The organism is Janibacter anophelis NBRC 107843 (assembly GCF_001570945.1).
In the GTDB taxonomy this organism is placed as follows: domain Bacteria; phylum Actinomycetota; class Actinomycetes; order Actinomycetales; family Dermatophilaceae; genus Janibacter; species Janibacter anophelis.
The window spans coordinates 53,982-79,081 of the sequence record NZ_BCSQ01000005.1 but is presented as its reverse complement, the minus strand read 5'-3'; the positions used below and the strand labels follow the sequence as shown (position 1 = coordinate 79,081).

General features: G+C 71.7%; 27 protein-coding genes. 17 read left to right on the top strand and 10 right to left on the bottom strand.

The window, feature by feature from the left end:
• Nucleotides 1-1,221, bottom strand: a 1,221-nt coding sequence (locus JAN01S_RS02445) for an NAD(P)/FAD-dependent oxidoreductase (RefSeq protein ID WP_068313111.1), incomplete at its 3' end; no start/stop codon positions are given.
• A gap of 149 nt (nucleotides 1,222-1,370) precedes the next feature.
• On the opposite strand from JAN01S_RS02445, the gene JAN01S_RS02440 reads away from it, so the two are divergent.
• From JAN01S_RS02440 to JAN01S_RS02380, 13 genes are all read left to right on the top strand, one after another.
• Nucleotides 1,371-1,805, top strand: a complete 435-nt coding sequence (locus tag JAN01S_RS02440) for an SRPBCC family protein (protein WP_068313108.1) — start codon at nucleotides 1,371-1,373, stop codon at nucleotides 1,803-1,805.
• A 22-nt stretch (nucleotides 1,806-1,827) separates the two neighbouring features.
• Nucleotides 1,828-2,772, top strand: coding sequence for a MerR family transcriptional regulator (locus JAN01S_RS02435; RefSeq protein ID WP_068313106.1), 945 nt, complete (start codon nucleotides 1,828-1,830; stop codon nucleotides 2,770-2,772).
• 42 nt (nucleotides 2,773-2,814) lie between these two features.
• Nucleotides 2,815-3,492 carry an IclR family transcriptional regulator gene (locus JAN01S_RS02430; RefSeq protein ID WP_068313104.1) on the top strand — a complete coding sequence of 226 codons (678 nt, stop codon included), beginning with the start codon at nucleotides 2,815-2,817 and terminating at the stop codon, nucleotides 3,490-3,492.
• 123 nt (nucleotides 3,493-3,615) lie between these two features.
• The gene (locus JAN01S_RS02425; RefSeq protein ID WP_068313102.1) at nucleotides 3,616-4,827 is read left to right on the top strand and encodes a homogentisate 1,2-dioxygenase; all 1,212 of its coding nucleotides are present in this window, start codon (nucleotides 3,616-3,618) and stop codon (nucleotides 4,825-4,827) included.
• The gene (locus JAN01S_RS02420) at nucleotides 4,824-5,672 is read left to right on the top strand and encodes a hypothetical protein (protein ID WP_244884725.1); all 849 of its coding nucleotides are present in this window, start codon (nucleotides 4,824-4,826) and stop codon (nucleotides 5,670-5,672) included. The genes JAN01S_RS02425 and JAN01S_RS02420 overlap by 4 nt, the downstream gene beginning before the upstream one ends.
• 39 nt (nucleotides 5,673-5,711) lie before the next feature.
• The gene (gene fahA / locus JAN01S_RS02415) at nucleotides 5,712-6,944 is read left to right on the top strand and encodes a fumarylacetoacetase (RefSeq protein ID WP_068313101.1); all 1,233 of its coding nucleotides are present in this window, start codon (nucleotides 5,712-5,714) and stop codon (nucleotides 6,942-6,944) included.
• Between the two features lie 251 nt (nucleotides 6,945-7,195).
• Complete coding sequence (locus tag JAN01S_RS02410) at nucleotides 7,196-7,633, top strand: DUF6153 family protein (protein ID WP_068313100.1); 438 nt, start codon at nucleotides 7,196-7,198, stop codon at nucleotides 7,631-7,633.
• Nucleotides 7,634-7,723: 90 nt separating this feature from the next.
• The gene (locus JAN01S_RS02405; RefSeq protein ID WP_068313099.1) at nucleotides 7,724-8,326 is read left to right on the top strand and encodes a DUF305 domain-containing protein; all 603 of its coding nucleotides are present in this window, start codon (nucleotides 7,724-7,726) and stop codon (nucleotides 8,324-8,326) included.
• 85 nt (nucleotides 8,327-8,411) lie between these two features.
• The gene (locus JAN01S_RS02400) at nucleotides 8,412-8,978 is read left to right on the top strand and encodes a DUF411 domain-containing protein (RefSeq protein WP_068313098.1); all 567 of its coding nucleotides are present in this window, start codon (nucleotides 8,412-8,414) and stop codon (nucleotides 8,976-8,978) included.
• Between the two features lie 43 nt (nucleotides 8,979-9,021).
• Nucleotides 9,022-10,353: an MFS transporter gene (locus tag JAN01S_RS02395; RefSeq protein WP_068313095.1), complete on the top strand. Its 1,332-nt coding sequence runs from the start codon at nucleotides 9,022-9,024 to the stop codon at nucleotides 10,351-10,353.
• Nucleotides 10,350-11,762 carry an MFS transporter gene (locus tag JAN01S_RS02390; protein WP_068313090.1) on the top strand — a complete coding sequence of 471 codons (1,413 nt, stop codon included), beginning with the start codon at nucleotides 10,350-10,352 and terminating at the stop codon, nucleotides 11,760-11,762. The genes JAN01S_RS02395 and JAN01S_RS02390 overlap by 4 nt, the downstream gene beginning before the upstream one ends.
• Nucleotides 11,763-11,771: 9 nt before the next feature.
• Nucleotides 11,772-12,614: a tryptophan 2,3-dioxygenase gene (gene kynA / locus JAN01S_RS02385; RefSeq protein WP_068313087.1), complete on the top strand. Its 843-nt coding sequence runs from the start codon at nucleotides 11,772-11,774 to the stop codon at nucleotides 12,612-12,614.
• Nucleotides 12,611-13,843, top strand: a complete 1,233-nt coding sequence (locus JAN01S_RS02380) for a kynureninase (RefSeq protein WP_244884724.1) — start codon at nucleotides 12,611-12,613, stop codon at nucleotides 13,841-13,843. Before kynA ends, JAN01S_RS02380 begins: the two co-directional genes overlap by 4 nt.
• On the opposite strand, the gene JAN01S_RS02375 is transcribed toward JAN01S_RS02380, so the two are convergent.
• The 9 genes from JAN01S_RS02375 to JAN01S_RS02335 all read right to left on the bottom strand — a co-directional run bounded on the left by JAN01S_RS02375 (nucleotide 13,833) and on the right by JAN01S_RS02335 (nucleotide 21,433).
• On the bottom strand, nucleotides 13,833-14,582 hold the full coding sequence (locus tag JAN01S_RS02375; RefSeq protein WP_084359954.1) for an alpha/beta hydrolase family protein: 750 nt from the start codon (nucleotides 14,580-14,582) through the stop codon (nucleotides 13,833-13,835). The two genes, JAN01S_RS02380 and JAN01S_RS02375, sit on opposite strands and share 11 nt — an antisense overlap.
• A gap of 307 nt (nucleotides 14,583-14,889) precedes the next feature.
• Complete coding sequence (locus tag JAN01S_RS02370) at nucleotides 14,890-15,597, bottom strand: ABC transporter ATP-binding protein (protein ID WP_068313084.1); 708 nt, start codon at nucleotides 15,595-15,597, stop codon at nucleotides 14,890-14,892.
• Complete coding sequence (locus tag JAN01S_RS02365; RefSeq protein WP_068313081.1) at nucleotides 15,594-16,373, bottom strand: ABC transporter ATP-binding protein; 780 nt, start codon at nucleotides 16,371-16,373, stop codon at nucleotides 15,594-15,596. The genes JAN01S_RS02370 and JAN01S_RS02365 overlap by 4 nt, the downstream gene beginning before the upstream one ends.
• On the bottom strand, nucleotides 16,373-17,425 hold the full coding sequence (locus JAN01S_RS02360; RefSeq protein WP_068313078.1) for a branched-chain amino acid ABC transporter permease: 1,053 nt from the start codon (nucleotides 17,423-17,425) through the stop codon (nucleotides 16,373-16,375). The genes JAN01S_RS02365 and JAN01S_RS02360 overlap by 1 nt, the downstream gene beginning before the upstream one ends.
• Complete coding sequence (locus tag JAN01S_RS02355) at nucleotides 17,422-18,288, bottom strand: branched-chain amino acid ABC transporter permease (protein WP_068313077.1); 867 nt, start codon at nucleotides 18,286-18,288, stop codon at nucleotides 17,422-17,424. The genes JAN01S_RS02360 and JAN01S_RS02355 overlap by 4 nt, the downstream gene beginning before the upstream one ends.
• A 34-nt stretch (nucleotides 18,289-18,322) precedes the next feature.
• The gene (locus JAN01S_RS02350) at nucleotides 18,323-19,534 is read right to left on the bottom strand and encodes an ABC transporter substrate-binding protein (protein WP_068313074.1); all 1,212 of its coding nucleotides are present in this window, start codon (nucleotides 19,532-19,534) and stop codon (nucleotides 18,323-18,325) included.
• Between the two features lie 173 nt (nucleotides 19,535-19,707).
• On the bottom strand, nucleotides 19,708-20,508 hold the full coding sequence (locus JAN01S_RS02345; protein WP_068313138.1) for an MOSC domain-containing protein: 801 nt from the start codon (nucleotides 20,506-20,508) through the stop codon (nucleotides 19,708-19,710).
• 10 nt (nucleotides 20,509-20,518) lie between these two features.
• Nucleotides 20,519-21,043 carry a hypothetical protein gene (locus JAN01S_RS02340; RefSeq protein WP_068313071.1) on the bottom strand — a complete coding sequence of 175 codons (525 nt, stop codon included), beginning with the start codon at nucleotides 21,041-21,043 and terminating at the stop codon, nucleotides 20,519-20,521.
• 24 nt (nucleotides 21,044-21,067) lie between these two features.
• Nucleotides 21,068-21,433, bottom strand: coding sequence for a hypothetical protein (locus tag JAN01S_RS02335; RefSeq protein ID WP_068313067.1), 366 nt, complete (start codon nucleotides 21,431-21,433; stop codon nucleotides 21,068-21,070).
• 163 nt (nucleotides 21,434-21,596) lie between these two features.
• On the opposite strand from JAN01S_RS02335, the gene JAN01S_RS02330 reads away from it, so the two are divergent.
• Genes JAN01S_RS02330 through JAN01S_RS02315 form a run of 4 tightly spaced genes read left to right on the top strand, consistent with a single transcriptional unit; the run spans nucleotide 21,597 to nucleotide 25,067 of the window.
• Entirely contained in the window at nucleotides 21,597-22,583 is a 987-nt protein-coding gene (locus JAN01S_RS02330; protein ID WP_068313065.1) for an ABC transporter ATP-binding protein, read from the top strand.
• Nucleotides 22,580-23,338 (top strand): ABC transporter permease, encoded by a 759-nt coding sequence (locus tag JAN01S_RS02325; protein ID WP_068313062.1) that lies wholly within the window; start codon nucleotides 22,580-22,582, stop codon nucleotides 23,336-23,338. The genes JAN01S_RS02330 and JAN01S_RS02325 overlap by 4 nt, the downstream gene beginning before the upstream one ends.
• Complete coding sequence (locus JAN01S_RS02320) at nucleotides 23,335-24,465, top strand: sensor histidine kinase (RefSeq protein ID WP_068313059.1); 1,131 nt, start codon at nucleotides 23,335-23,337, stop codon at nucleotides 24,463-24,465. The genes JAN01S_RS02325 and JAN01S_RS02320 overlap by 4 nt, the downstream gene beginning before the upstream one ends.
• On the top strand, nucleotides 24,462-25,067 hold the full coding sequence (locus JAN01S_RS02315; protein ID WP_084359953.1) for a response regulator transcription factor: 606 nt from the start codon (nucleotides 24,462-24,464) through the stop codon (nucleotides 25,065-25,067). The genes JAN01S_RS02320 and JAN01S_RS02315 overlap by 4 nt, the downstream gene beginning before the upstream one ends.
• Nucleotides 25,068-25,100 lie beyond the last annotated feature (33 nt).

Here is a 25,100-nt window from a genome sequence, read left to right as displayed (position 1 = left end):
GAGCCGGTCGCCGCCCGCGGTCCGCAGGCGGGCGGCCGCGGCCACCGCCTCCCGGGTGAAGACCGGGTGCGCGTAGTCCATCCGGGCGACCACGTCCCCTTCGTCGAAGGGGGTCGGGGAGTTGAGCGTCACGAGGAACTGGTCACCGCCCTCGTCGTACCCGTGCAGGCGGTTCATCCAGTAGCTGACCCGCGGCTGCAGCGCGCCGCCGCAGGTGGCGCTGCGGTAGTTCCACGACGCCCGCGCCCGCCGCGCCCGCGGCAGGTGGCTCGTGTCGCGGTGCAGGACGGTCTCGTTGCGGGTGTAGCGGATCGCGCCGAGGTCCTCCTTTTCCTGCGGGGTCGCGTCGGCGAGCAGGGCAAGAGCCTGGTCGGCGTGCGTGGCGACGACGACCTTGTCGAAGGTCTCGACGGGTGCGGAGCCGCGAAGGGGCGCCCCACCGGCGGTGCGCACGTCGACCCCGTCGTCGTGCCGCGTGATCGCCGTGACCGGCGAGCCGCTGCGCACGTCGGGCAGTCGCGCGGTGAGGGCGTCGACGTAGGTGGCCGAGCCGCCGACGACGGTGCGCCAGGTCGGCGACCCGGAGACGCTGAGCATGCCGTGGTGCTCGAGGAAGGCGAAGAGGTGGCGGGCCGGGTAGTCGAGCGAGTCCTCGTCGCCGGAGGACCAGACGCACGAGACGAGCGGCAGCGCGAAGTGGGCGACGAAGTACCGCGAGAACCCGTGGCGGTCGAGGAACTCGCCCCACGTCGGGTCGTCCGTGGCACCGGCGTCGTGGAGCAGGGCCCGGGCCGCGCGGTGGAAGCGCGGGATCTCGGTGAGCATCCGCACGAAGCGCGGGTCGAGCGCCCGCCGCGGCTGGGCGAGCACCGCACCCGCCCCGCGGCCACCGGCCCACGACAGGCCGCACCCGTCGCAGGTGATCGACATGCTCATCTCGGTCGGCCGGGTCGGCACGTCGAGCTCGCGGAAGAGGCGCAGCAGGTGCGGGTAGGTGCGCTCGTTGTGGACGATGAACCCGCTGTCGACCCGCAGGCTGCCCCCGTCGCTCGTGGGCACCGTGTGCGTGTGGGCGTGCCCGCCGAGCCGGCTGTCGGCCTCGAAGAGGGTGACGTCGTGGGTGCGGGCCAGGACGTGCGCGGCCGTGAGGCCGGAGACGCCGGCGCCGACGACGGCGGCGCGCGGACGCCCGGTGGACGATGGGTCGCGGTGGTCGGTCACGGGGGGTCTCCTGCGGTGGACGGGGACGAAGGGGGCGACTCTCGAAGGGGGTTCGGCGCCACCCTCGTCCAAAGATTGTTTAACCTTTGTCCAGACGCTAGAGTGACTCTCGTCCGCTTGTCAAATGTTTGTTCAAGGATGGTTCGACGATGAAGATCACCCGCACGATCACCGTCCCCGGTACCCCTCCGGCGCTCGTGTACGCGTACCTCAGCGACTTCACGACGAGCGAGGAGTGGGACCCGGGCACCCTCGAGACGACGCTCCTCGAGGGCGATGGCGGGGTGGGCAGCCGCTACCACAACCGCTCGGTCTTCCGCGGTCGGCAGACCGAGCTGACCTACGTGACGGTCGACCTGCAGCCCGGGCGCCTGGTCGTCATGCGCGGCGACAACGACACGGTGGGGGTGCAGGACACCATGTCGATCAGTGCCGGTCCCGACGGAGGTAGCGTGCTCGTCTACGAGGCGGACTTCAGGTTCAAGGGCCTCGCCAAGCTGGCCACCCCCTTCCTCCGTGGCCCGCTGCGGCGACTCGGGGACGACGCCGAGGAGGCACTCGCCCGAGTGCTGCCGCAGTTGTAGAGGAGCCCGAGGACCACCGCCCATGTACACGATCAAGCGCGCCGCCGAGCTGACCGGGATCCCGGCCGCGACCCTGCGCGCCTGGGAGCGCCGCTACGACGTCGTCGAGCCGCACCGGACCGACTCCGGCTACCGGCTCTACGACGACGCGGCGGTCGCCCGGCTGCGCGACATGGCCGCGCTCGTCGCCGACGGATGGACCGCGAGCACCGCTGCGGCAGAGGTGGATCGGCGCCACTCCGAGGGCGCGGCGTCCGCGCCGGCCGGGGGCACTCCCCCTTCGCCCGCCGTCGACGCACCGACGGACGTGGCCGCCTCGCCGCACGCCACGACCCCCACGGACGCCGCCTCCCGTGAGGCGACGACGCGCCTCATCACCGCCGCCGCGGCGATGGACCCGGCCGCGGTGGGGCGCGTCCTCGACGAACGCTTCGCGACCGCGTCCTTCGAGTCCGTCGTCGACGACTGGCTGCTGCGCGCCCTCGACGAGGTCGGCCTCGCCTGGGCCGACGGCCGGATCACGGTCGCCGGCGAGCACCTCGTGGCGCACGCGGTGCTGCGCCGCCTCGCCGCCGCCTTCGACGCCGCCGCGAGCCGACCCGGCGGGCCACGCGTCCTCGTCGGCCTGCCGTCGAACGTCCACCACGAGCTGGGGATCTTCGCCTTCGCCGTCGCACTGCGCCGCCTCGGCGTCGACGTCGTCTACCTCGGACCCGACCTGCCGGCCGACGCCTGGCGCTCGGCCCTCGACGCGCACGACGCGCGCTGCGCAGTGCTGGCGGTCCCCCGCAAGCAGGACGCCAAGGCGGCCCGCGCGGTCGTCGCGGCCCTGCGCTCCGCCGACCCCGCGGTCACCGTGCTCGTCGGCGGCGGACGGCAGGAGGACCTGACCGACCCCGACGTCGTCCACCTCGGCCACGACGTCCTGCCCGCGGCCCGACGCGTCGCGGACCTGCTCCCCCGGTGAGGCGACGGTCCGCTCCCTTCGCTGCGTAGACTCCGCAGCACCATGAGCACCCTGCAGACGCTCGACCGCGGCCTCGAGGCGATCGACATCGTCTCCCGTCGCGCGGCGGGCATCTCCCCCGCAGAGCTCGCCGACGAGCTGGGGGTGCACCGCGCCGGCGCCTACCGCATCCTCGCCACCCTCGAGCGACGTCACCTCGTGACGAAGGGGGATGACGGCCGCTACCGCCTCGGCAGCGGGGCGCTCGTCGTCGCCGGCCGGTTCATGGGGCAGTACCGCACCGCCGCGCAACCGATCGTCCAGGACCTCGCCGACCGGACCGGCCACACGGCGCTCGTCAGCATCGCCGACCGCGACGAGTCGGTCGCCATCGCCGTCGCCGAGCCGGCCGCCCGCGGACCCATCGGCATCAGCTACCGAGTCGGCACCCGGCACCCCCTCGAGCACGGCGCCGACGGCCTGGCGATCCTCGCCCTGCGCCCCGAGCAGCCCGACGACATCGACGCGGTCCGCGCCGCCCGCCTCCACGGGCACGCGGTCTCCCGCGGCGAGGTCCAGCCCGGCACCGCCGGACTGGCCGTGGGGACCGGAGCGGTCTCCGACACCGACGTCGAGAGCGCCATCGGCCTCATCGCCCTGGGGCAACCCACCGACCTCGACCTCGACACGCTCCTGCCGGTCCTGCACGAGGCGCGTGAGCGGATCGCGCGGTTGTACTGAGGGCCTCCCCTCGAGACGCTTGCTGCGCAAGCTCCTCGGGGAACGTTGGGGGGCGTTGGGCGTAGAATGTGCGCTGAGCGCACACACTGACTCTCCATCCGCACAACGTCGTAAGGATCAGCCATGGCCCACTACCGCCAGGTCGGACCGGTGCCGGACAAGCGGCACACCCTCTTCAAGGACGAGGACGAGCGCATCCTCTACGAGGAGCTCATGGGTGAGGAGGGCTTCAGCTCGGACAGCTCGCTGCTCTACCACCGCCACATCCCGTCGGGGATCGTCGGCGCGCGGCACTGGGAGCTGCCCGACCAGACGCTCACCCCCAACGAGCCGCTGCTGCCGCGCCACCTCACGCCGCACGACCTCTTCTCCGAGGAGAGCGCGGCGACGATCGACGCGGTGACAGGCCGCCAGCTGCTCCTCGGCAACGGCGACGTGCGCCTGTCCTACTCGCAGGTCGGCACCACCTCGCCGTTGTACAAGAACGCGATCGGTGACGAGTGCGTCTACGTCGAGCGCGGCTCGGCCCTCGTGGAGACCCAGTTCGGCGCGCTCGAGGCGAGCGAGGGCGACTACGTCATCATCCCCCGCGCGACGATCCACCGCTGGGTGCTGCGCGACGGCGAGAGCGCCCGGCTGTACTTCATCGAGGCGTCCAGCCACATCAGTCCGCCCAAGCGCTTCCTCTCCCGCTACGGCCAGTTCCTCGAGCACGCGCCGTACTGCGAGCGCGACCTGCGCGGCCCGACGCAGCCGCTGCTCGTCGAGGAGCAGGACGTCGACGTCTACATCAAGCACCGCGGTCGCGGCCCGAGCGGCATCACCGGCACGATCCACACGGTGCCGGAGCACCCCTTCGACGTCGTCGGCTGGGACGGGTGCCTCTACCCGTACACCTTCAACATCCGCGACTACATGCCGATCACGGGCAAGGTGCACCAGCCGCCGCCGGCGCACCAGGTCTTCGAGGGACACAACTTCGTCGTGTGCAACTTCGTCCCGCGCAAGGTCGACTACCACGAGCTGTCCGTGCCGGTGCCGTACTACCACTCCAACGTCGACAGCGACGAGGTCATGTTCTACGTCGACGGCGACTACGAGGCGCGCAAGGGATCGGGCATCGCCCAGGGCTCCATCTCGCTGCACCCGGGCGGCCACGCGCACGGCCCGCAGCCGGGTGCGGTCGAGGCCTCACTCGGCGCCGAGTACTTCGACGAGACCGCGGTCATGGTCGACACCTTCCGCCCGCTCGACCTCGGCGTCGGCGGCATGGCCACGGACGACGGCAAGTACGCGGGCTCCTGGACCGGCGGCCGCTTCGAGGTCGGCTCGTGAGCGTGACCCAGCAGCAGACCGTCCCCGAGCAGTTCGTCGAGTTCTTCGACGACGCCGCGACCTTCCCGCCCGGGCTCGCCCCGGTCGAGCGCGCGGTGACCGACCACGTGGCGCGGCGCGCGAGCCTGCTCGACGGCGCGGTCGGCCCGGCCGTCCTCGCGCTGGCCGACCTGCCCGAGGCCGCGGGCATCGCCGCCGGGCTCGACCTGACCGGCGGACCCGTCGAGGCCTCCGTCGTCACCCCCGCCGGTGCCCTCGGGCAGGCCCTGGCCGCCCGCGCGGAGGTGGCGCCACACCTGCGGATCGTCGCGGTCGAGCTCAAGACCGACCCCACCGACCGCGCGGTGTGGACCGAGCAGGTCCGCGAGGCCGCGCAGGTCACCGACCTGCCGGTCTACGTCGAGCTGACGGCCGGCCAGGTCGCCGACGGTGCGCTCGACGAGCTGGCGGGGACCCCCCTTCGCCTGAAGTACCGCACCGGCGGCATCGAGGCCCACCTCTTCCCCACCCCGCAGGAGCTCGGCGACGTGCTCACCGGGGCCGTGGCGGCGGGCCTGCCGTTCAAGCTGACCGCCGGCCTGCACGAGGCGATCCGGTACACCAACGCGACGACCGGCTTCACCCACCACGGCTTCCTCAACATCGCCCTCGCCACCGAGGCCGCCCGGGCTGGTGAGGACCGCGAGGTCGTCGCCGGCTGGCTCGCCGAGACCGACCCGGAGCGCCTCGCGCGCGCCGGCGCCGCGTCCGACGGGCGGTGGCGTGAGTCGTTCACCTCATTCGGCACGTGCAGCGTCGGCGAGCCGGCCGACGCCCTGCGGCGACTCGACCTCTTCCCCGCCTGACCCCCTTCGTCCATCCCCGACCCGAGAGGGCCACATCCCATGACGACTGCAGCGCAGCGCTTCTCGACCGAGGGCTTCGGCCCCGACAACCTGCCGTACGCCTCCTTCTCCCCCGCAGGCGGCGACCCGCGCCTGGGCGTGCGCCTGGGTGACCTCGCGATCTCCCTGCGCGACCTCGTCGCCGCGGTGACCGCCGCCGACGGCCCGCGCCTGCCGGTGGATGCCGGTACCGCGGCCTCCGCTGCCGACCTCGACGCGCTCCTGGCCGCCGGGCACACCGTGTGGCAGCCGCTGCGCGCGTGGCTGCAGGAGGTCGTGACGACCGACGGGCTCGACGGCATCGTCGAGGCCGTCGCGACGCCGGTCGCCGACGTCACGCTGCACATGCCTTTCACCGTCGCCGACTACGTCGACTACTACGCCTCCGAGCAGCACGCCTCCAACATCGGCCGGATGTTCCGCCCCGACCAGGCGCCGCTGCTGCCCAACTGGAAGCACCTGCCCGTCGGCTACCACGGCCGCGCCGGCACGGTCATCCCGTCGGGCACCGACGTGCCGCGCCCCAAGGGCCTGCGGCCGGAGGAAGGGGGGACCCCCAGCTTCGGTCCGTCGCGTCGCCTCGACATCGAGGCCGAGCTCGGCTTCGTCGTCGGCGGGTCGGCCCCCGAGGGTGAGGTGTCCGTCGCCCGCGCCGGGAGCGAGCACCTCTTCGGCGTCGTGCTCTTCAACGACTGGTCCGCGCGCGACATCCAGGGCTACGAGTACGTGCCGCTCGGTCCGTACCTCGGCAAGTCCTTCGCCTCGTCGATCTCGCTGTGGGTCGTGCCGTGGGAGGCGCTGGCCGCCGCCCGCGTCACTCCCCCGGCCCGCGAGCACCAGCTGGCCGAGTACCTCGACGACTCGCAGGACCCGTGGGCGCTCGACATCACGATGGAGGTCGACCTCGACGGCGAGGTCGTGTCGCACCCGCCGGTCAAGGAGCTGTACTGGACCGCGCCGCAGATGGTCGCGCACATGACGGTGGGCGGCGCCTCGCTGCGTCCGGGTGACTTCTTCGGCTCGGGCACCGTCTCGGGTGACGAGCGGGAGCAGCGCGGGTCCTTCATGGAGCTGTCGTGGGGCGGCAAGGAGCCGCTCGTGCTCGCCGACGGCCGGGAGATGCGATTCCTCGAGGACGGTCAGACGGTGACGCTGCGCGGCACCGCTCCCGGCCCCGACGGGTCGGTCATCGACCTCGGTGAGTGCGTGGGGACGATCCGCCCGGCGCGCTGAGGCCGCTGAGCGGGTCGAGGTACCCCCGGTCGAGGTGGGCCCGGCCCTCCTGGAGGGTCAGCGATACCTCCACCCGGAGGACCGGGGAGCCACGCGTCGGGGGCCGGCCCGCTCACGCCACGCGCCTACCCATAGGGGGTATGGGGGGAGGTCGGTCGGCGCAGGGGCTGCCCACCTATGCTGGGTGCGTGGGTACGAACGGGCGCAGGCTCTGCAGCGGTCCACGCCACGGGCGAGGAGTCGTCTGGAGCGTGGTCCTGCTCGCCCTCGCGTCCACGGTGGTCGCGGGCATCCTCGCGATGCACGGATTCGCCGTGGGGCACCATGGCGCCGCTCCCGCTCCCGTCGACAGGACGAGCACGTCGGCCGCCCAGGCCGGCCACCACGGACACGGCACCACGGCTGGAGAGCTCGCCGCTCCCTTCGACACGTCGCAGGCACCCGCGCCGGCGCCCGGCGGCACGATGCACGACTCGTGCCCGGTCGGTCCGTGCGGTGACGTGGGTTCGGCGGGTGCCGCGTGCCTCTTCGTCCTGCTGTCCCTGACCCTCGCGCTGCCGGGGCGGGGCCGGGCTCTCTGGTCCTGGCGACCCCCACGTGCGTCGGCGGTCCCACTGCCCGCGTGGGGCGCCGACCGCCAGGCACCCCCACGCGAACTCCTGACGAGGTTGTGCGTCTGCCGGACGTGAGCACTGCCTCCGGCCACCCCGCGGACCGCGGTGGTGCCGGAATTCCTGCCCACCCTGCACGACCCACCCTTGACCAGGAAGCGATCCACCATGCGCAGACACACCATCACGACCGCCGTCGTCGGCCTGACCGCCGCGCTGACCCTCGCCGGCTGCTCCTCGAGCGAGCCCGCCGACACCCAGGACACGTCCAGCAGCGCGAGCCCCGGCTCGGCCGCGGACTTCAACCAGGCCGACGTCACCTATGCCCAGGGCATGACGATGCACCACCAGCAGGCCGTCGACATGTCCGACACCGTGCTCGACAAGGACGGCCTCGACCCGGAGGTCGCCCGTCTGGCCCGGGACATCAAGGACGCGCAGGGTCCCGAGATCCGCACGATGGAGGGCTGGCTGGAGGACTGGGGCCACCCGATGGACCACGGTGGCCACGGCTCGGCCTCGGGCGATGAGGGCCACATGGACGGCATGGTGAGCGCCGAGGACATCCGCGCGCTCGAGCGAGCCGACGGCGCCACCGCCTCCCGGCTCTTCCTCGACCAGATGATCGAGCACCACGAGGGCGCGGTCGACATGGCCAAGCAGCACCGCAAGGACGGCCACAACCCCGAGGCGCTCCAGCTCTCCGAGGACGTCATCACCGACCAGCAGGCCGAGATCACCGAGATGCGCCAGATGCGCAAGACCCTCTGACCTCGACACCCCACCCACGTGGCCCGGCCGGCTCCGGCTGGCCGGGCCCACCCCCTTCGCCCTCCTCTTCCGAAAGGTGCCGACCATGTCCGCCCTCCCCCGTCGCTCCCTCCTCGCCCTGCCCTTGCTCGGCGCGTTGGTCGCCTGCAGCGACTCCCCCACCCCTGCCGCCACGCCGCCCGCCTCCACGCCCACGGCGAGCGCCCCGACCTCGCTGCCGCCGCGCGTCGCCCGACACGGTGTCGACGCCGAGCAGCTCGCGATGTCCGTCTACAAGGACGCGTCGTGCGGGTGCTGCAGCGGGTGGGTCAGGCATGCCGAGGAGCACGGCTTCGCGATCACCACCGAGCTCCCGGACAACCTCGCGACCGTGTGGACCGAGCACGAGATCCCGCTCGAGATGCAGTCCTGCCACCTCGCCCGCAACCGGGACGGCCACCTCTTCGTCGGGCACGTGCCCGTCCGCCACGTGCTCGAGTACCTCGCCGACCCGCCGAGGGGGGCTCGCGGCCTCAGCGTGCCCGCCATGCCCGTCGGGACGCCCGGGATGGAGCAGGGCGACCAGTTCGACCCCTACTCGGTCATGCTCCTGACCGACGGCGAGCCGGAGGTCTTCGCCAAGGTGGCGACGGCCAAGGAGCAGGAGGTCTGACCCGCCCGAGACGGATGTCGGCAGCGCGGCCTAGATTGACGCAGTGACGACGACCGAACGCATCCACGCCCGCCTCCTGCGGCGCGACCTCGAGGCCGAGGCCGAGTTGCCCGAGGCGGTGCGGCGGGAGGTGCCGCGCAATGCCCTTCGTCTCGTCGGGGCCAATGCGCTGCAGTCCTCGGGTGACCAGACCGTCAATGCCTCGACGGTGCTGCCGTGGCTCTTCCACGCGCTCGGGGTGCCGCCGGTGCTCACCGGTGCGCTCGTGCCGATCCGCGAGTCCGGGTCGATGCTCCCCCAGGCCTTCCTCACCCCCTTCGTCGTGCGGGTGCGCCAGCGCAAGTCCGTCTTCGTCACCGGCGCGCTCGTGCAGGCCGCGTCCGTCGCGACGATGGCCGTGAGCGCCGCGCTGCTCGACGGACTCGTCGCCGGTGTCGTCATCCTGATCGCACTCGCCGTCTTCTCCCTCGGGCGTTGCCTGTGCTCGATCTCGTCCAAGGACGTGCAGGGACGGACGATGCCGAAGGGAGAGCGCGGCCAGATCAACGGCCTGGCCACGACCGCCTCCGGGATCGTCGCGATCACCCTCGGGCTCGCGGTGCGCGCCCTCGGCGAGGACCTCGACGCCGGCGTCCTCGCGGCGGTCCTCGGGCTCGGCGCTGTGCTGTGGGTGCTCGTGGCGGTCGTGTACGTCGGGGTGCGCGAGCCGGCGGAGGACCCGGGTGACGGCTCGAGGTCGACGGACGAACGTGACGACGGGCCGGGGTGGTTCGCCGAGACGCTCACGCTGCTGCGCGAGGACGGGGACTTCCGCCGATTCGTGACCGTGCGCGGGTTCCTGCTCGTGTCCTCGCTCAGCCCGCCGTTCATCGTGACGATGGCGGTGCAGGCGGGGGCTCCGGCGCTGACCGGCCTGGGCGGGTTCATCATCGCCTCGGGCGTGGCGGCGCTGCTCGGTGGCCGGCTCTTCGGGCGGATGGCCGACCGGTCGAGCAAGCGGCTGATGACGATCGGCGCGGCACTGGCCTCGGTCGTGCTCGCCGCGCTCGTGCTCACGACGACGCTGCTCGACCTCGACGGCGGGAGCCTGGCGACGTACGCGATCTTCGTCAGCAGCTACTTCCTCGTGACGATGCTGCACACCGGGGTGCGGGTCGGACGCAAGACCTATGTCGTCGACATGGCCGAGGGCGACCGGCGCACGACCTACGTCGCCGTCTCCAACTCCGCGATGGGCGTGATCCTGCTCGTCGTCGGTGCGGTCAGCTCGGCGATCGCCGGATTCGGGGTCGAGTGGGCGCTGGTCTTCCTCGCCGCCCTGGGCGTGCTCGGGGTGCTCGCCTCGCTGCGCCTGCCGGAGGTGTCGCGCAGATGAGCGGGTCCCCCGCTCCGCTGCGGCTGGCCTCTGCCCCGGGCCGGTGGGTCCTCGTCATGACCATCCTCGCCTCGGGCATGGCGATGATTGACGCGACGATCGTCAATGTCGCCCTGCCGGCGATCGGCGCCACCTTCGAGGCCCCCTTCGCCACCCTGCAGTGGGTCGTGACGGGCTACGCGCTCACGCTCGCGGCCTTCATCCTCCTCGGCGGGGTGCTCGGCGACCGCTACGGCAGGCGGCGGGTCTTCGTCCTCGGCACGGCGTGGTTCGCGCTCGCGTCGCTGGCCTGCGGGCTCGCGCCGAGCGACGTGTGGCTCGTCGTCGCGCGGGCCCTGCAGGGCATCGGAGCCGCGCTGCTCACCCCCGGCAGCCTCGCGATGCTGCAGACCGCCTTCGTCCCGGACGACCGGCCGCGCGCGATCGGCGCGTGGGCCGGGTACGGCGGGGTCGCGACCGTCATCGGGCCGTTCGTCGGCGGCTGGCTCATCGACGTCGCCTCGTGGCGGTGGGCCTTCCTCATCAACCTGCCGATCGCCGCGATCGTGCTCGCGATCGCGGCGCGCCACGCCCCCGAGGACCACGGGGCCCGCGATCCCGGTCGGCTCGACGGCGTCGGCGCCGCGCTCGGTGTCATCGCGCTCGCCGCGGTCACCTGGGCGCTCACGAGCAGTGGCGAAGGGGGCCTCACCGGCCCCACACTCGCCGTCGCCGCGATCGGTGTGGCGGCGGGCATCGCCTTCGTCGTCCACGAGCGCAGGACGGCCGACCCGATGCTGCCGCTCGGGATCTTCCGCTCGCGCAGCTTTTCCACGGTCAACGCGGTGACCTTCGTCGTCTACGGCGCGATGGGCGTGGTCTTCCTGCTCCTCGTCCTGCAGCTGCAGGTCGTCACCGGGTGGGGCCCGGTCGCGGCCGGCATCGCGAGCCTGCCGACGACCCTGCTGATGATGGCGCTCTCGTCACGCTCGGGTGAGCTCGCGGCCCGCATCGGCCCGCGGGTGCAGATGTCGCTCGGCCCGCTCGTCATGGCCCTCGGCGTGCTGCTCCTGCTGCCCGTCGGCGCCGGCGCGGACTACGTGACGGACGTGCTGCCGGGCGTCACCGTCTTCGGTCTCGGGCTGACCGCGATGGTCGCACCCCTGACCGCCACGGCCCTGTCGACGGCGCCCGACGAGCTCGCCGGTCTGGCCTCGGGGATCAACAACGCGGTCGCCCGCACCGGCGGCCTCCTGGCCGTCGCCGCCATCCCGCCGCTGGCGGGCCTGACCGGTCAGGTCGTCGAGGAGCCGGCTGCATTCGCCGACGGCTACCGGGTCGCGATGCTGGTCTGCGCCGTGATCATCGCCGCCGGTGGCGTGCTCGCCGGTCTGCTGCTGCCGTCGGGGACGGATCTCGGCAGACCCTAGGCTGGGCGCGTGAGCGGCAACACACGAGACATCGAGGCAGGCGTCCATCAGGACTTCCGGGAGGAGATGTCCTACGGGTCCTACCTGGCACTGGAGACGCTGCTCGACGCGCAGCGGCCGGTGAGCGACCACCACGACGAGATGCTCTTCATCATCCAGCACCAGACCTCGGAGCTGTGGCTCAAGCTCGTGCTCCACGAGACCCGCTCGGCGATGGAGCTGCTCGCCGCCGACGAGATGCGCATCGCCCTCAAGCGCATCGCGCGCGTCAAGCACATCCAGCGCACGCTGACCGACCAGTGGTCGGTCCTCGCGACGCTCACGCCGACGGAGTACCAGGAGTTCCGCCCCTACCTCGGGCACGCCTCGGGCTTCCAGTCCTGGCAGTACCGGACCGTCGAGTTCGCCCTGGGCAACAAGCACCCCGGCATGCTGCGGGTGCACGAGGCCGACCCGCAGGCGCACGCGGTGCTGGCCGAGCTCCTCGAGGCACCGAGCCTCTACGACGAGTTCCTCCGGTACCTCGCGCGGCGCGGCTACGCGATCCCGGAGCGGGTCCTCGAGCGCGACCTCACCCGCGCGCACGAGCTCGACCCGGAGCTCACGGCGGTCTTCGCCGACATCTACTCCCACGCCGAGGAGCACTGGGACGTCTACGAGGCGTGCGAGGAGCTCGTCGACCTCGAGGACAACTTCCAGCTGTGGCGCTTCCGCCACCTCAAGACGGTGCAGCGCACCATCGGGATGAAGACCGGCACCGGCGGCAGCTCCGGCGTCGGGTTCCTCCAGCGGGCGCTCGACCTGACCTTCTTCCCCGAGCTGTTCGCCGTGCGCACGGAGATCGGCGCGTGAGCGCGGTCCTGCCGGACCGGCTGCGCGAGCACGCGGCCGCGCTCGACGCGAGTGACCCCCTTCGTCACTGTCGGGATCTCTACCTGCCCGCCGACGGTCTCGTCGCCTACCTCGACGGCAACTCCCTCGGCCGTCCGCTGCGCGCGACCGCGGAGCGGATCACGCAGTTGGTCGAGCACGACTGGGGCACCCGGTTGATCCGCTCGTGGGACGAGCAGTGGATGGAGCTGCCGCTGCGGCTCGGCGACCGCATCGGCGAGGTCTGCCTCGGCGCGGCACCCGGCCAGACGGTCGTCGGTGACTCGACCACGGTGATGCTCTACAAGCTGCTGCGCGCGGCCGTCGCCGCGGCCGGTCCGCAGCGCCCGGAGATCGTGCTCGACACGGAGAACTTCCCGACCGATCGCTATGTCGCAGAAGGCATCGCGGCCGAGACCGGCGCCCGTCTGGTGTGGGTCGAGCCGGACCCGGCGAAGGGGGTCACCCCCGACCTCGTCGCCGACGCCCTGACCGGGCGCACGGGTGTCGTCCTGCTCTCGCACGTCGCGTACAAGTCGGCGTGGGTCGCGGACCTGCCGGAGATCACCCGCCTCGCGCACGAGGCCGGCGCGCTCGTGCTGTGGGACCTGTGCCACTCCGTCGGCGTCCTGCGCACCGACCTCGATGCGCACGGGGTCGACCTCGCCGTGGGCTGCACGTACAAGTTCCTCGGCGCCGGGCCGGGGGCGCCGGCCTTCGGTTATGTCGCGGCGCGCCACCAGGAGCGGCTGCGCCAGCCGATCCAGGGATGGATGGGCCACGCGGAGCCCTTCGTCATGGGGCCGGGCTACCGGGCGGGCGCGGGCATGCGCGGTTTCATCTCCGGCACTCCCCCGGTGCTCGGCATGGTCGGCATCGAGGACACGGTCGACCTCATCGAGTCCGTCAGCCTGGATGCGGTGCAGGACAAGGCAATCGGGCTCGGGCGCTTCGTCATCGACGCCGTCGACGAAGTGCTCGGCAGCCACGGCGTGCGGGTCGTCTCGCCGCTCGACGACGCGCAGCGCGGGGGCCACGTGACGCTGGCGCACCCCCGGTTCCGCGAGGTCTACCGAGAGCTGTGGGCGCAGGACGTCGTGCCCGACTTCCGCGAGCCGGACGGCATCCGGCTCGGGCTCTCGCCGCTCAGCACGTCCTACGCCGAGGTGGCCGAGGCGCTGCTGCGGATCGAGGCCCTGCTCAGCGACTGATCGCCGCGAGGACCGTCGGCCAGTGCGGCGAGCGCGGGTCGATGACGTCGAAGTGGTGTGCTCCCGCGAGCAGCGTGCTCGCTGCCGGGAATCGCTCGGTCTGGGACACCGGGACCGTGGCGTCGTCCCGGCCGTGGACGAGGTGGATGCGCTGCAGCGCATCCGGGGCTCGTGACGCCAGTGCGGTCGGGTCGAGCCGCCGGTAGGTCATCGGCGCCTCCTGCGGGTCGTGTCCGATCCAGTCGCGGACCGCGTCGTCACCGAGCCGATCCGCCACTGCCGCAGCGAAGTCGGCGACCGGCGCGAGCGCGACGACGTGCACCGGGGGCAGCTCGGGCACGAGCCCTCGCCAGAGCACGAGGGCACCTCCGGCGGAGTGACCCACCCACGCGTGGACGTCGATGCCCTCCCCCGCCAGGTACGCGTCCACTGCAGCCAGGTCCTCGGTGGCCGTGCACGGCGCACCGGGGATCCGGCGGTACTCGGGGAGGACCACCTGCCACCCCGCGGCCGCGAGTGCCCGGGCGGTCGGACGCGCGTGGGCGCGGTCGACGCCGGGGCGGAAGTAGCCACCGTGCACGAGGACGACGGCAGGAGCATCGTCCGACCCGTAGCGCTCGAGGACCGCGTCCGCCGCGGGACCGTAGCGGTGACTCGGGGGCGCATCGCGCATCCCGTCGTCGAGCAGCTGGGCCAAGGACTCGTCCTCGGCCGTCTCGATCGCGGTGGGCTCCCTCACCGGCGGGCCCCTCCCTTCGTCGCTGTGCACAGATGTCCCATGCTCACGCCGGGGCCGACCTGCCGCAACCGGGAGCAGCGACGGACGGCGCACGCACGCCCCACCACAGCATTGCCCGATGGCAATGCAACCTCTCGACATCAAGACGTTGCATTTCCCCGGGGAGATGCAATCTTTCGACGTCAAGACTCTGCATGGGGTCGGGCGGACCGGGAGAAGGGAGCCGACGACACGACACGAGCGCCCACGTTCCGGGGACGTGCGCGCTCGCGTCATGCGTGACGTCGGGTCGTCACCACCCTGGTGCTCAGACGCCGAGGTAGGCCTGCTGCACCGCCGGGTCGTCCGCGAGGTCGCTCGCCGCGCCCGAGAGGACCACCCGGCCCTCGGCGAGCACGTACCCCGTCGAGGCGATCTTCAGCGCCGAGCGGGCGTTCTGCTCGGCGAGCAGGACCCCGATGCCCTCCTGGTTGATGCCCACGATGGCGTCGAAGACCTGCTGCGTGATGAGCGGGGCCAACCCCATCGAGGGTTCGTCGAGGATGAGCATCTTCGGGTCCGACATCAGCGCCCGGCCGATGGCCACCATCTGCTGCTGGCCACCCGAGAGCGAGCCCGCGTCCTGGTGGCTCTTGTCCTGCAGCACCGGGAAGAGGTCGTAGGTGCGTCCGAGGAGCTCACGCACCCGCCGCTTGTCCCGACGACCCACGTAGGCACCGAGCATCAGATTCTTCTCCACCGACATCCGCGGGAAGAGGTGCCGCCCCTCGGGACAGTGCGCCAACCCGCGCCGCACGATCGCCGCCGGACGGCTGCGGGTGGTCTCCTCCCCTTCGAACTCGACCCGACCCGCGGTCGGCCGCAGCACCCCGCTCACGGTGCGGAAGAGCGTCGACTTGCCGGACCCGTTGGCGCCCAGGATGACGGTGAGCTCACCGGCCGGAGCCGTGATGTCGACCGAGTGCAGGACATCGCCCGCGCCGTACCCGGCGCTCAGGCCGCTGATCCTCATCATGACGTTGCTCCTGCCGCGCCCGCGTCCGCACCGAGGTAGGCCTCGATGACGAGCGGGTCGTTCCTGATCTCCTCCGGGGTGCCCATGGCGATCCGCTGGCCGTGGTCGAGGACGACGATCTGGTCGGCCAGGTCCATGACCATCGACATCTTGTGCTCGACGAGGCAGACGGTGATGCCGCGCTCCACGATCTGGCGGATGAGCCGACCGAAGGACTCGGTCTCCTCGTCCGTCGCCCCCGCGGCCGGCTCGTCGAGGAGCAGCAGCGAGGGCTCCGTCGCCAACGCCTGCGCGATCGAGATGCGCTTCTGCGCCTCCTGGGGCAGCGTCGAGGCGATGTCGTCCCGCAGGTGCGCGGCACCGACGAACTCGAGCTCACTCATCGACGTGGCCAGGCTGCGCCGCTCGTCGCGCCGGTGCCGCGGGGTGTGCAGCACGGCATCGATCGCGTTCGACCTCGACCGCACCACGCAGGCGGCACGCACGTTGTCCAGGACGCTCGAGCCCTCGAAGAGGTGCGTGGTCTGGAATGTGCGGGCGATGCCCTCGCGCACCGTCTGGTGCGGCTTCATCCCGGTGATGTCCTTGCCGTTGAAGGTCACCGTGCCCGAGGTGGGCCGGTAGAAGCCGGCGAGCAGGTTGAACAGCGTCGACTTGCCGGCGCCGTTGGGTCCGATGATCGCCGTCACGCAGCCCTCCGGCACGTCGAAGTCGACGTCCCTCACCGCGTGCAGGCCACCGAAGGCCTTGCCGAGTCCGCGTACCTCGAGCAGCATCAGCGGACCCCCTCTCTCGTCGTGGCCGTGGACCCGGCCGGGGCGGTGCTCTCGGGGGCCGGGCGCCGCCCTTCGTCCTCGGGCGGTGAACCCCGCCCACGTCGCCGCCGCGAGGCGAGGAACTCGTTGAGGTACCCGACGATCCCGCGCGGGGCGAAGATGACGAGCAGGACGATGATCGGCCCGAGGACGATGAAGCGGTACGACTCGAGATCCTGCAGCAGCTCGAAGAGGAAGGCGACGAGCACGCTGCCGACGATCGGCCCCATGACCGTGCCCATCCCGCCGATGAGCAGGAAGAGCAGGAACTGGAAGGTCAGGTCGATCGACGCGGAGTCGGCCCCGATGAACCCGTTGAGCGTCGCGAAGAGTCCGCCCGCGAGGCCGGCCGTGCCCGCCGAGGCGGTGTAGGCCAGCTGCTTGCTGACACCGACGTTGACGCCGATCGACTTGGCCAGGTCCTCCGAGGTGCGGATCGCGACGAGCGACCGGCCCGCGGAGGAGCGCAGGATCGCGTGCGTCGTGTACGCCGCGCCGGCGAGGAAGACCAGCACGAGGTAGTAGAGGACGACCGGGTCGCTGAAGTCGAGCGGCCCGATGTTTTCGGGCAGCTTGATCCCGCTGACGCCCGAGTGGGCGTGCGTGACCGACTCCCAGCGGATGACGATGATGTAGATCAGGAAGCCCAGCGCCATCGTGAAGATCGCGAAGTAGGCCCCCTGGGTCCGCAGGGCGATGAGTCCCGACGCGTAGCCGAGGACCGTGGTGACGAGCACGGCGACGGCGAAGGAGCTCCAGAAGGACCAGTCGTGGTCGGTCGTCGCCAGGCCCACGATGTAGGCGCCGACACCGAAGAAGGCGCCGTGGGCCAAGGACAGCTGACCGGTGAGGCCGAGGATGATGTTCATCCCGTAGGCCGCGATCGCGTAGATGGCCGCCGTCGTGACGATGCGCAGCAGGTAGGGCTGCCCCTCGACGAGCAGCGGAGCGGCGAGGAAGGCGATCGCGATGACCGCCACACCGATGAGGCGGGGGTTGAGGATGCTGGTCATCGCGCCTCCACCGCCCCGAAGATCCCGGTCGGCTTGATCGCGAGCACCGCCATGAGGACGACGAAGACCGCCGCCTGGCCCGCGCCGACCGAGATGTAGGTCGAGGCCATGACCTCCGCCAGCGCGATGACGAACCCGCCGATGATCGCTCCGGGCAGGGAGCCGAGGCCGCCGAGGATGATGATCGCGAAGACGATGAGGCTCAGCGACTCCCCCATCCCCGGTGACAACAGCTGGATCGGTGCGACGAGCCCCGCCGAGATCGCGACGAGGGCGAACGAGACGGCGAAGGTCAGCATCGACACGACGTTGGGGTTGATGCCCACGAGCTCGGCACCGGTGCGGTCCTGCTCGATGGCTTCGATCGCCTGGCCGTGCACCGACCTCTTGAGGAAGAGGGTCAGCGCGATGAGGACGACCATCGCCGTGAGGATGATGATGATCCGCTGCCAGGAGATCTGCGCGCCCGCCACGGTCAACCGCCCGTCGAAGGGGGATTCCATCCGCAGGAAGCCCGTCCCCCAGACCTCCTGGACGACCGAGGTGAGGAAGAACATCACGCCGACCGTCGCGATCATGTGGTGGGTGTGGGGTGCGTTGCGCAGCGGGTGGAAGATCACCCGCTCGAACGCGACCCCGATGACGGCGAGGACGAGCGCCGCGCCCACGATCGCGATGACATAGGGCAGGCCGACGTCGACGAGGAGCGTGTACGTCACGTAGCCGCCGACCATGAAGAGCGCGCCGTGGGCGAGGTTCGGGAACCCGAGCACGCCGAAGACGAGGGTCAGGCCGATGGCGGCGAGGCAGTAGATGCCGCCGAGGGCCAGACCGTTGATGAGCTGCTGGATGAAGAGCGTCACCCGCAACCCCCGGGGTGGTTGGTCGTCACCTGGGTCATTCCTTCGGCTGCTCGATCTCGAAGGTCTCGTACTCGCCCTTGTCGTTGCGGTAGGCCGCCTTGAGACCGTCGGAGACGAAGTGGCCCTTGTCGGAGATCCGGTCGGGGGCGAAGGCGACCTCGAACTTCTCGTCGACCTTGCCGACCGCGTCGGGCATGGCGTCGCGGATCTTCTGCGGGTCGTCGACGCTGCCGGCCTCCTTCATCGCCTCGACGAAGACGGGCAGGGCCTGGTAGTTGAGTGCGATGTCGGCGTTCACCGGCTTGTCGGAGGAGAACTTCTCCTGGTACCGGGTGATGAAGTCCTCGGTGCCCTCGAACTCCTGGATCGGGGCGATACCGACGGAGTTGTTGAGGTTCTTCGGGTCGGTGAACTCCTCCATCTCCTCGAACTTCGCCTGGTCGATGACCATGAACTCGCCCTTGTAGCCCTGCTTGCGGGCCTCCTCGATGATGAGCGCGGTCGGCTGCGACGGGCCGCCGACGAGGATGACGTCGGGCTTGCCGGAGAGGGTCTTGGACACCGGGCCGGCGAAGTCGGAGACCGAGCCGTAGTCGATGTTGTTGTTGGACTGCACGGTGCCGCCGGCCTCCTCCCAGGCCGCGGTGGCCGCCTTGGTCCACTCCTGGCCGAACTCGCTCGAGGTCGTCAGGAGGCCGAGCTTGCCCTTGCCCTGCGTCTCGACCTTGTCGATGAAGGGGCCGATGTAGCTGGTGAAGGACGGCGGGATCATCACCGTCAGCTCGTTGCCCGCGTCGAGGATCGCCGGGTCGGAGCTGTAGGCACCCAGCAGGAACTTGTCGCGGGTCGTGTTGAGCTCCTGGGCCGCCTTGATGCCACCGGCGTGCGGCACGAAGACGATCTTGGCGCCCTCCTTCTGCACGAGGCGTTGGGCGTTGGTGCCGGTCGTGCTCGGCTGGTACTGGTCGTCGAGGCTCTCGAGCTTGAGCGTGTACGAGGTGCCGTCGATCTCCACGCCCTCCTCGTTGAGGTCGTCGATGGCCATCTGCAGACCGTTTTGCACGTTGCGGCCGTACTCGGCGGCGCCGCCGCTGATGCCGGCCGAGTAGCCGATGACGAGGGTCTCCTCCGACCCGGATCCGCCCTCGCCCCCTTCCCCGCCGCACGCTGCGAGGGCCAGGACCAGGCTGCCACTCGCCGCCAGGGCGAAGGAGCGTGAGACTCGGGACGAAGGAATGCGCACCATCGGGTATCTCCTCGTTGAGACGTACGTGAATCTGTGTTCAGATTCAGTTGCGCCGAAGGTAGTGGCGCTCGTCACGGTTGTCAACGGTTGCGGGAGGACACGCCGAAGGGGGCGCGCCAAGCGCGCGCCGGACGGTAGCGGCAGAGGGCGCGCAGGGGCGGGGAGAGCCGGACTCAGCCGGGGACGACCTCGTCGCCGACGCGGATCTCCCCTTCGCCCAAGGGCACCAGACGCGTGCCGAACCACGTCTTGCCGTCCCACTTCCGGGTGCGCGAGAGGGTGCGGATCGGCTCGGGCCCTGTGGCGAGGGTCGTGGGGTGGATCGTCGTCATGACGCAGCGGTCGCAGGGCTCTGCGGTGCGCAGCTCGAGGTCGCCGATGCGCACCGTCGGCCAGCCGTCCTCGGCGAAGGCCTCGTCGCCGTCGATGACGACATTGGGCCGGAAGCGGACCATCTCGAGCTCGGTCGGCGCGTCCCCCGCGTCGACCCACTCCTGCAGGCGCGCGAGCGATGCCTCGGAGGTCAGGAGCAGCGGGCCGGCGTCGGCCAGGGAGAGCGTGTCGCCGTCGAGTCCGCCGTGCGCGCCGGACATCCGCCGCATGCGCGGCTCCTCCTGCCAGACGAGGCGAAGGGGGCGCCCCACCCGTTCGGAGATCCAGTCACTGACGTCCTGGTCGGCCGGCGGCGCGAACCCCTGCCGGGAGTGACTCACCGGGATCGGGGGCAGGCCGAGCGGGATGTCGACGAGGATGCTCGCGTCGCCGTCGTGGATGCGGATGGTCTCCTCGTCGACCTGCTCGGCGCGCAGCCGCAGCAGGCTGCGCTCCTCACGGGCAGTGACCTTTTCCCCCGTCGGGTCCACGAGCGCCCACCGGCGATCGCCCTCGATGCCCCAGGGTTCGACCCGGGCGGACTCGACGTCCGCGCCGGCGAGGGACTTGACCGGGTAGAGCCGCAGCTGGGTGACGCGCATGGTCACGAGACTAGGCGTCCCGCCAGGCCGTGAACCCGGCGGCCAGCGCACGGTAGACGTCGTCCGGCGCGGCTCCGATCGTCTGCGGCACGACCGCCCCCGGACCGCCGGGGGCCTGCTCGACCACCTCGCCGGCGTCGCGGCGGGCGTCGTCCCACCGCTCCTGGGCCTGCGGCGTCAAGCGCAGCACGATCGTCGGGCGGGCGGCGAGCACCTCGCGGTCGACGCGCTCGATCTGCGACCAGTCGATCCACCCGGGTCCGCCGTCGACGAGCACGCCGCGCTCGGCCGAGACGCTCATCTCGAGCGCAGGACGCAGCAGCCGCCACACCATCACGGGGATGCCGACGAGGCCGAAGAAGACCGCGAGCGCCACACCGAGCATCCGCAGCAGGCCGTCACCACCGCCGAGCAGGCACAGGCCGATGATCGCGAAGCCGACGCAGATCAGCAGCACGAAGGTCATGCCGGTGCGGGCCGCGCGGAACTCGATCGTCTCGCCGCGGGCGAGCCGCGCTGCGTGGTCCTTGCTCATGGGGGACATCGTCCCCCACCGGGGTCAGGCGCCGACCGGGACCTCGTCGGTGGAGATCTCCTCGGCGCCCGGGGTGCCCGGCTCGAGGTGGTGGTCACCGGCTCGCTGGAGCGCGAACCACCCGCCGAAGAAGGCACTGAAGATCCCGGCGTCGGTGTCCTTGACGACGACCTGGGCGCAGTGGCCCGCCTGGACCCGGAAGGCGACGGCACCGGACGTGGTCAGCCCGTCCTTGAGGTAGAGCACGTGCTTGCCGGACGGGATGTCGAAGTGCACCGTGGACGCGGTGCCGTCGAGGACGCCCAGATCGGTCGAGCCGAGCATCACGTGCTTGCCCGCCAGGTGCTCCGGTGCGATGTCGCCGGTGCTGATCTCGACTGCTGCGCCCATCGGGGGTACCTCCTGGTGTCGGTGGTCCCGGTCGGGCAACCGGGCCCTCTCACCCAATGATGCCCGCCACCCGGCACGCTGTCTGCCCCATGACAGCTGTCATTGCGCAGTCGTGACATCAGGGGATGGCCGGGCCACTCCCTTCGCGACGAGGCTTGCAGCCATGACCACGACGAGCCCAGCGACGACGAGCCCACCGACCACCGCGGTCGCGACCGACGGCATCCACCTCGAGGGCGTGACCAAGAGCTTCCGCTCCGGCGGCGAGACCGTCCACGCCGTCGCGGGAGTGGACCTGACGATCCGGCCCGGGGAGGTCGTGGCCGTCCTCGGCCCCAACGGCGCGGGCAAGACGACGACCCTCGACATGGTCCTCGGCCTCACCGAGCCGACGACGGGGCGGATCACCTCCTTCGGTGCGGCGCCCCGTCGCGCCGTGCACGAAGGGAGGGTCTCGGCCGTCCTGCAGACCGGCGGTCTGCTGCGCGACCTCACCGCCCGGGAGACGGTTCGCTACATCGCCTCGACCTTCGCCCGGCACGAGCCCGTCGAAGAGGTGCTGCGGCGAGCAGGCCTGGCGGACAAGGCCGGCCGCAAGGTCTCGAAACTCTCGGGAGGTGAGCAGCAGCGGTTGCGCTTCGCCCTCGCGCTGCTGCCCGACCCGGACCTGCTGATCCTCGACGAGCCCACGGCCGGGATGGACGTCGCCGCCCGACGAGAGTTCTGGCGCACGATGCACGAGGACGCGACGAACGGCCGCACGGTCCTCTTCGCGACGCACTACCTCGAGGAGGCCGACAACTTCGCCGACCGCATCGTGCTCATGGCCGGCGGGCGCGTCGTCGCCGACGGCACGACCGAGCAGATCCGGGCCCGCGCGAGCGGTCGCACGGTGAGCGCCGACGTCCGCAGGGGGGACGTCGCCGCCGTCGTCGAGCGCTTGCGCGGGCTCGCCGGGGTCACCTCGGTCACCGACACCAACGGTCGCGTCACCGCCATCGGCGAGGACTCCGACGCGATCGCCCGACTGCTGCTCACCGAGCTGGGCGGCACCGACCTCGAGGTCACCACGGCCTCGCTCGACGCAGCCTTCATGGCCATCACCGGTGAGGCCATGGCCGAGACCGACACCACCGAGGAGACCCGATGAACCCCACACTCGTCGGCCTGGAGCTCAAGCGCTTCTGCCGTGACTACGTCGGACTGTTCTTCATCGCGGTCCTGCCCGCCTTCATGTACGTCGTCTTCGGCGCGGCGCAGACCTTCGGCGCCGAGGACATCGGCCGCGGGAACGTCGCGCTGTACATCATGATCTCGATGGCCGTGTACGGCGCGGTGACCGCGACCGTCTCGGTCGGCGGCTCGGCCGCCGTGGAGCGGATGCAGGGGTGGGGACGACAGCTGGGGCTGACCCCCCTTCGCGACGCGGCGTACGTCGCCGCCAAGGCGATCGTCGCCATGGTCATCGCCTTCATCCCGATCGGCCTGATCTACGCCATCGGCTTCGGCACGGGGGCGAAGGGAGAGACCTGGGTCTGGTTCGCCTCCGCCGCGATCGTCCTCTTCGGGGCCTGCCTGTTCGCCCTCTACGGGCTCGTCTTCGGGCTGGCGTTCAAGTCCGAGTCCGCCGTGGGTGCGGCGAGCGGATCGCTGGTGATCTTCGCCTTCCTCGGCAACATCTTCATCCCGCTGTCGGGCGTCATGCTGACGATCGCGAAGTTCACCCCGCTCTACGGGCTGGTCTCGCTCGCGCGCTACCCGCTCACCGAGGGGTACTCGGTCGACATGGAGGGCAACCTCGCCCACGAGGCGTTGTGGGTCCCGCTGGCTAACGTGGGGGCGTGGACGCTGATCCTGACCCTGCTGACGGTCTACCTCGTGCGACGGGGTCGGGACCGGCAGTGACCTGCGCACCCGGGACCGCCGAGGAGGACCGCCTCCCTGACCCGTGGGCCCGGTGGGGCTGGCTCCTCGCCGCGATCTGGCTGGTCTTCCTCGGCTTCCCGGCTGCCTCGATCGTGCAGGACACGGGCGGGGAACCGGTCCGGCGGGTGCTGCTGCTCGGCCTGCTCGTGGCCTTCGCAGCCACCTACGTGTGGGGCTTCATCCGCGGCCAGGGGGCGATCTTCCACGGGTGGGAGCGCCTCGACCACGTGATCGTCCTGGGCTGTGCCGCAACGATGGTCGCCATCATGCTCGTGCTGGTCTGGGCCATCGGGCCCGAGGCCCTGGGCACCTCGCCCTTCATCGCGTCGATGGCGGCGTTCAGCTTCCCCGACCGGTTGGCGGTGCCCGGGGTGCTCGGCACGGTCGCCGCGAGCGGCCTCATCCTGTGGGCCAAGGGCGACTTCGCCGAGGTGTGGCCCTTCCTCTTCCTGCCGACCCTGCTCGGTGCCTTCGGCCTGCTCATGCGCGCCATGACGCGCAGCGACGTGCGGCGCGAGACCCTGCAACGCTCCCTGGCCGTCTCCGCGGAGCGTGACCGCGTGGCCCGTGACGTGCACGACGTCCTCGGCCACTCGCTGACGGTCGTCTCGCTCAAGGCCGACCTGGCCGAGCGGCTCGTCGACCGCGACCCCGAGCGGGCCAAGGCCGAGATCGCCGCGATCCAGCAGCTGACCAGGCAGTCCCTCGCGGAGATCCGCGCGACCGTCGCCGGCCTGCGGGTCATGCGGCTGGCCGACGAGCGCGATGCCGCCGCCGAGGCCTTGCGCGCCGCGGGCATCGAGGCTCGCCTGCCCGACGACGTCGACGTCGTGGACCCGGCGCACCGCATCACCATGGCGTGGGCGCTGCGCGAGACGACGACCAATGTCGTGCGGCACAGCGGCGCCTCGCGCGTCGACGTCGGGTGGGGTCCGACCTGGCTCGAGGTCTGCGACGACGGGCGCGGCCTGCGCGGCCGCCGCGAGGGCACGGGGCTGACCGGCCTGCGGGAGCGGGTCACGCGCGTCGGCGGCCACCTCGACGTGGGTGACGGCATCACCGGACCGACCGGTCCGGGGACCAAGGTGCGGGTGGAGCTGCCGTGATCACCCTGCTGCTCGCCGACGACCAGGCGCTCGTGCGGGGCGCGATGGCGGCCCTGCTCGGGCTCGAGGAGGACCTCGAGGTCGTCGCCGAGGTGGGCTCGGGCGATGAGGTCCTCGAGGCCGCACGACGCACCCGCCCCGACGTCGCCGTCCTCGACGTCGAGATGCCCGGACTCGACGGCATCGCCGCGGCCGCCCAGCTGACCCACGAGTTGCCCGGCACGCGGGTCCTCATCGTCACGACCTTCGGCCGACCGGGCTACCTGCGGCGCGCGCTCGAGGCCGGCGCCAGTGGCTTCGTCGTCAAGGACACCCCGTCCGACGAGCTCGCCGAGGCGGTGCGCACGGTCGCACGCGGCGGCCGGGTCGTCGACCCCTCGCTCGCGACGGAGGTCGTCGTCGGCGGTCCCAACCCCCTGACCGAGCGCGAGCGCGAGGTCCTGACCGCGGCCCTCGACGGGCACTCGGCGCCGGCGATCGCCGCGCGCGTGCACCTGTCCCCCGGCACCGTGCGCAACCACCTGTCCTCGGCGATCGGCAAGACGGGGACGAGCAACCGGGTGGAGGCCGCCCGCCGGGCCCAGGACCTCGGCTGGCTGTGAGCCCCCTTCGCCTGCAGTAGTTTGAGGACTGGC